Origin of the sequence: Mesorhizobium sp. M7A.F.Ca.CA.004.04.2.1, from assembly GCF_004022825.1 — a bacterium.
Taxonomy (GTDB): Bacteria; Pseudomonadota; Alphaproteobacteria; order Rhizobiales; family Rhizobiaceae; genus Mesorhizobium.
In genome coordinates this window covers 1-5,891 of the sequence record NZ_RZPH01000304.1, presented here as the reverse complement: position 1 = coordinate 5,891, position 5,891 = coordinate 1, and the positions used below count along the sequence as shown (strand labels likewise).

Sequence of the window (5,891 nt, the reverse complement as noted above, 5' to 3'; positions counted from 1 at the left end):
AGACAGGGCCGGCGCCGGCGTGCTCGAAGCCTATGGCGTGATGTTCACGGCGTCGCTGGGCGACAGCTATGCGATCACCGAAACGATGGTGCGTGCAACACCCATGATCTTCACCGGACTGGCGGTCGCGGTCGCCTTCCGGGCCAAATTCTGGAACATCGGCGCCGAGGGGCAATTGCTGGCCGGCGCGGTGGCCAGCTGCTTTGTCGGCGCCATTCCAATGCCGGGGCCGCTCGCCATGGTCTTGATGGCGGTCGCCGGTGCCGCGGCGGGAGCCGCAGTCGCGCTGGTGCCGGCGACGCTCAGAGTAAAATTCAAGGTCGACGATGTCGTCAGTTCGCTGCTGCTCAACTCGGTCATCTATTATGCGCTGATGGCGCTGATCGAAGGCCCGTGGAAGGACTCCTTCAGCGGCTATCCGATCTCGCCGCCGATCGAGGATTCGGCCAATTTCCCGGTGCTGCTCGAAGGCACAAGACTGCATCTCGGCGTCGTCGCGGCGCTGATCGCGGCGCCGCTGACCTGGTTCCTGATCGTGCGCACGACGCTCGGCTTCAGGATCAGGGTCACCGGCGAAAACCCGGAAGCCGCCAGATATGGCGGCATCCATGTCGAGCGGGTGCTGATCTCGACGGCGCTGCTGTCCGGCGCGCTGGCCGGGTTGGCCGGCGTCGGCGAGGTCGGCGGCGTGCATTTCCAGGTGATGAGCGACATCTCGCCGGGCTACGGCTATTCCGGCATCGTTGTTGCCATGCTGGCGCGGCTCAACCCGCTCGGCGTGGTGCCGGCGGCGATCTTCCTTGCCGCCGTGATGACCGGCGCCGAAGCGATGTCGCGGGCGACCGGCGTGCCGGCCTTCCTCAGCGACGTCATCCAGGGCACCGCATTGCTTTCCATGCTGGTGGCGCTGCTGTTCACCGCCTATCGCATCCGCCGCGTCGGGGTTGCCCGATGAGCGCGGTGTTCGAACAGATCTTCCAGGTCGGCTTCCTGGCCGCGATCATCCGCATCGCCACGCCGCTGGCTTTTGCAACGCTCGGCGAAATGTTCTCGGAGCGGGCTGGCGTGCTCAATCTCGGCATCGAAGGCATCATGCTGTTGTCGGCGATGACCGGCTTTACCGCCGCCAGTCTCAGCGGCAGCCTGTGGCTCGGCGTGCTGGCTGCGGTGCTGACCGGCATGCTGATGGGCGCGCTGCATGCGCTGTTCACTGTGGCGCTCGGCCTCAGCCAGCATGTCTGCGGCATCGGCGTGACGCTGTTCTCGTCGGGCCTCGCCTATTTCCTCTACCGGCTGATCTTCGGCCAGCAGTCGGTGCCGCCCAACATCAAGGGGTTTCAGACACTGCCGATCCCGCTCCTTTCGGACATCCCGGTGCTCGGGACGGCGGTGTTCAGCCAGTTCGCGCTGGTCTACATGGCGATCCTGGCCATTCCGCTGGCCGCCTTCGTGCTCTACCGCACGCCATGGGGCCTGTCGGTGCGTATGGTCGGCGAAAACCCGCGCGCCGCCGATTCGGCGGGGGTCAGCGTCATTGCCACGCGCTTCCAGGCAGTCATCCTCGGCGGTGCGCTGATGGGGCTGGCCGGCGCCTTTCTGTCGATGGCGCAGTTCAACGCCTTCACCTTCGGCGTCGTCTCGGGGCGTGGCTGGGTGGCGATCGCGCTGGTCGTGTTTGGCCGCTGGGATCCGTGGCGCTCGGCGGGGGCGGCGCTGCTGTTCGCCTTCGTCGATGCGCTGCAGTTGCGCATGCAGGCCAGCGGGCTCGGACACATCCCCTACGAGGCGTTCCTGATGCTGCCGTTCATCTTCACCATTGTCGCCATGGCGGTGATGTCGCGCAACGCGACGGCACCGTCGGCGCTGCTCAAGCCGTTTCGACGGGAAGAACGGTAGACGAGCAGGACTTGGTGCCTTTCCTCTCCCCCGATCGACGGGGTAGAGGAAGGGCGACAAGCTGTCCCTGGGACGAAGAACCTGTCCCTGGAAAGCCTCACATCGCCGTAAAACCATTGTCAACGAACAGATGCGTGCCGTTGACGAAGCTCGACTCGTCGCTGGCCAGGTAGAGCGCTGCCCTCGCCACCTCTTCCGGCTCGCCGATGCGGCCCTGCTGCGCGGCCAGTGCCGCGTCGGAGACGTCGACGCCGAGCCTGCCGAGGTCGGCGACCTCGCGCAGGCCGTGCGGTGTACGGATGAAGCCGGGGCAGACGGCGTTGCAGCGGATGTTGCGGTCGCGGAACTCGACGGCGATGGCGCGGGCGAACATGTGGCAGGCGCCCTTGGTGGTGTCGTAGAGCACTTCGTTGGGAGTCGCCGCCACCGCCGAGATCGACGAAGTACAGACGATCGAGCCGCCGCCGGCCGCAATCATGCCGGGCAAAACGGCGCGCGTCATCAGGAACATCGAGCGCACATTGACGGCATGCAGCCAGTCCCATTCCTGCACCGTGGTCTCCAGGAAGGGCTTTATCACGATGGTGCCGGCGTGGTTGAACAGCACGGTGACCGGTCCGAGTTTTTCGATAGCACCCTTCACGGCCGCTTCGACCTGTGCCTCGTCGGAGACGTCGGCGACAAAATGCTCGGCGAGATGGCCGCGCGCCCTGATTGTCGCTGCGGTTGCGGCGGCCGCCTCGCCGTTGCGGTCGATGATCGCCACCTTGGCGCCTTCGGCGGCGAACAGCTCCGAAGCCGCTCCACCCATTCCCGTCGCGCCCCCCGAAATGATGGCGACCTTGCCGGCCAGTCTTGTGCCCATTTTTCTGCCCCCTGTGTGGCGATTTCGCTTTGCTGGTGGGCGATGCTACCGCGCCGGCGCCGGGCGGCCAATCCACGAATTGAGCGCAGCGAAAGCAAGGTCATAGGTCCATTCGGACGCAGAAGCAAAAAACGGACGCTCCATATGGATCGGCCGTTAGAGTGCTCCCTCTAAGCAAGTGCCTACCAACTTCCAGCACCATAGGAGAAAATTATTCCATCTTTGGCCTAAAAATAGCAATCGACAAAGTCTACAAGTTTTATAGATTAACCGCCGAGACGGAGGTCGATATGTCCTATATCCAGAACGCCCAGACGGATCGCAGTGATCAGCGGTCGGCCAATGCCCAGGCCTTTCGCCCGGCCTATGCCGGGGCTTTCGCCTATCTCGTCTTTGCCCTTGCGTTCGTGTTCACCGGGGCCGTTGTGCTGGGCCTTATTCCCTGAGTCGTCAGATCGACCGGGCTTAGCTGCCCACCGCTTTCAGGCAATCGGAGTTGAATGAACCGAATCCTCGGCGTGCTTTCGCGCGCCCGACACCACGGAGGACATGGCAATGCCGATCGAGTTCACGCATATCCCCGGTAAGACCGCCGATGCCGCGGTTCCCTTTTTCTACGACTTTGCCGAGACCGCGACCAAGCTCGGGCTGATCGAGGATGGCGGCTTCCGCAAGATCGTCATCGACGATTCGGCCGGACTGCTGACCAACATGGATTTTGCGGCCCAGGTGCTCGATCGCACCTCGTCGCTGGAAGTCGTGCTCACCCATTGGGCGGGCGTGGTCGAACCGACCGTGGCGGCCCGCCAACTGGCGTCGATCGACAGGAAAAGCGGCGGGCGCCTGGCGCTGAGAATGATCAGCGAGCCGCTGAGCGACGCCGACGCCGAAACACGGCCGGTCGGGCACACCGTCATCTGGCAGCGCATCGACGAATATCTGGTGCTGCTGAAGCGGCTGTGGTCGAACGACCGGCCCTTCGACCACGAAGGAACGTTCTACAGCATCAAGGGCGGCTATGTGCCGCGCAAGGGACCGCACGGCGCCGACCTGGTCATCCGCATGGGCGGGCAGTCCGGAACGGCACTCAAAGTTGCCGGCCGGCATGCCGATGTCTTTGAATTGGCGCCCGGCTCGATCGACGAGATCCGGCAATTGATGGAGCGGGTGCGCCGCTCCGCCGCCGAACATGGTCGGGCCGGCAAGCTGCGCTTCGCGCTTCCGGTCGGGATTCACCAAGGTGCTTCCGCCTCCGGCCACAAGGCGGTCGATGTTGCCGGGCCACCAGCCCAGGCCGCCCTGTCGCTGCTTGCGTATGCAGCCCTTGGGATCGATGAATTCATGATTGTCGGCGTCGACACGCCACGCGAGATCGCAACGCTCGGCCGGGAAACGATCGCTCTGCTGCGCAATTCGCTGGCGCGTCGCGAACACGAGGCATTCCAGCCTGGGGCATATGCGTCTCGTGCAGGATTGGAGACGCGGGCAACGGGCTGAAGTTCTTCAGCCTTTTGTTGCCTCGGGCCTGTCGCCAAGCCGCGACAGGCCTTCAATGACAGCGCTCGAACCCGTTAGCGCGCCGAAGACGCCGTCTTCAACCGTCACCATGTGAAGGGCTGCTTCGTGCGCTTGTCTGTCGCCGCTGGCGCAGGCGTCCGAAATCGTCAGGCATTGGAAATTGCGGTCGCAGGCCTCACGCAGCGTGGTGTGGACGCAGACATCCGTGGTGCATCCGGAAAACAGCAGATGCGTGATGCCTTGCGCGCGCAGCACAAGTTCGAAATCCGTATAGGTGAAAGCGCTGTTGCAGGTCTTGTCGACGATGATGTCCTGCGGGGCGACGTCGATCTCCGGAACGATCTGGAATCCTGGACCAGAGCGCAGCAGGATTTCGGTGCCTTCGAGCCCAGCGCGCTTGCGGCGCCATGTCTCGTAGGGCGTCATGTCGGCCATGTCAGCCCGGTAGCCCTGCCTGGTGTGGATGACCCTGACACCGGCCTTGCGGGCGGCTGATATCAGCCGGCTCACGGTCGGCAGGATCGCCCTGAGCGGCGAGGGATCATATCCCTGCCTGGCGAAGTAGCCCGTCGTCGACAGGAAATCCTGCTGCAGGTCGATGACGATCAGCGCGGTGGTTTCGGCCATCAGCCTGCCGTCATAGGGAAAGTCGAAGGGCGTCGCCTTGATCATTTTTGGCTCCCGTTTTTCGATCGGCACTTGTTTGCTTGACGCAATTCCGAACGGAAACCGTTTCACACTTTCCCTGGAATTGCTCCAGCGGTTTCGTATCAGCGCGACGACACCAGATGCTGGGCGTCATGCAGGCGCCGATAGATGCCGCCGGCGCGGAGCAGTTCGCTGTGCGAACCCTGTTCGACGACGCCCGACTCCGAGACGACGACGATGCGGTCGGCGCCGCGGATCGTTGCCAGCCGGTGTGCGATGACCAGCGTGGTTCGGCCCTCGGCAAGTTCGGCCAACGACTTCTGGATTTCGCGCTCGGTCTCGGTGTCGAGCGCCGACGTCGCCTCGTCGAGGATAAGGATCGGCGGGTTCTTCAGGAACATGCGGGCGATCGCCAGCCGCTGCTTCTGGCCGCCGGACAATTTTACGCCGCGCTCGCCGATGATCGTGTCATAGCCGGCCGGCAGGCCCGATATCATGCCGTCGAGCTGCGCCCGCCGCGCGGCATCGGCGATAGCCTCGTCGGAGGCGCCGAGACGGCCATAGGCGATGTTTTCGCGGATCGAGCCCCCGAACAGGAACACATCCTGCTGGACGATGCCGATCTGGCCGCGCAGCGAAGCGAGCGTCATGTCCCTGATATCGATGCCGTCGATGCTGATCGCGCCGGCGCTGACCTCGTAGAAACGTGGCAGCAGCGAGCAGATGGTGGTCTTGCCGGCGCCGGACGGGCCGACGAAGGCGATGGTTTCGCCGGCGTGGATGGTGAGATCGATACCCCTGAGCACCGGCTTGCCGTCGCCATAGCCGAAGCTGACACCGCGATATTCGATGTCGCCCTTGAGGCCGCCCACAGTCACGGCACCTGGCCGGTCGGCAATGTCGGGTTCGGTGTCGAGTAGCTCGGTGTAGCGCCGGAAGCCGGCAATACCCTTGGGATAGGTCT

General features: G+C 64.2%; 7 protein-coding genes. 4 read left to right on the top strand and 3 right to left on the bottom strand.

From position 1 onward, the window contains the following. Both EN893_RS15360 and EN893_RS15355 read left to right on the top strand, forming a co-directional pair. Positions 1 to 955, top strand: a 955-nt coding sequence (locus tag EN893_RS15360; RefSeq protein ID WP_164900898.1) for an ABC transporter permease, incomplete at its 5' end; no start/stop codon positions are given. Further along, on the top strand, positions 952 to 1,896 hold the full coding sequence (locus tag EN893_RS15355; protein ID WP_127269071.1) for an ABC transporter permease: 945 nt from the start codon (positions 952 to 954) through the stop codon (positions 1,894 to 1,896). The genes EN893_RS15360 and EN893_RS15355, both read left to right, overlap by 4 nt. 97 nt (positions 1,897 to 1,993) lie before the next feature. Here the strand turns inward: EN893_RS15355 and EN893_RS15350 are convergent, their stop codons facing one another. Continuing rightward, positions 1,994 to 2,761, bottom strand: a complete 768-nt coding sequence (locus EN893_RS15350; protein WP_127269070.1) for an SDR family oxidoreductase — start codon at positions 2,759 to 2,761, stop codon at positions 1,994 to 1,996. Positions 2,762 to 3,051: 290 nt separating this feature from the next. Between EN893_RS15350 and EN893_RS15345 the strand changes: the two genes are divergently transcribed. Together EN893_RS15345 and EN893_RS15340 are read left to right on the top strand one after the other, a co-directional pair. Beyond that, positions 3,052 to 3,207, top strand: a complete 156-nt coding sequence (locus EN893_RS15345) for a hypothetical protein (RefSeq protein WP_127269069.1) — start codon at positions 3,052 to 3,054, stop codon at positions 3,205 to 3,207. A 109-nt stretch (positions 3,208 to 3,316) separates the two neighbouring features. Further along, positions 3,317 to 4,258, top strand: a complete 942-nt coding sequence (locus tag EN893_RS15340; RefSeq protein WP_127269073.1) for an LLM class flavin-dependent oxidoreductase — start codon at positions 3,317 to 3,319, stop codon at positions 4,256 to 4,258. 6 nt (positions 4,259 to 4,264) lie between these two features. On the opposite strand, the gene EN893_RS15335 is transcribed toward EN893_RS15340, so the two are convergent. Both EN893_RS15335 and EN893_RS15330 read right to left on the bottom strand, forming a co-directional pair. Then, positions 4,265 to 4,951, bottom strand: a complete 687-nt coding sequence (locus EN893_RS15335; RefSeq protein ID WP_127269068.1) for an isochorismatase family cysteine hydrolase — start codon at positions 4,949 to 4,951, stop codon at positions 4,265 to 4,267. 98 nt (positions 4,952 to 5,049) lie between these two features. Further along, positions 5,050 to 5,891, bottom strand: an 842-nt coding sequence (locus EN893_RS15330; RefSeq protein WP_128361629.1) for an ATP-binding cassette domain-containing protein, incomplete at its 5' end; no start/stop codon positions are given.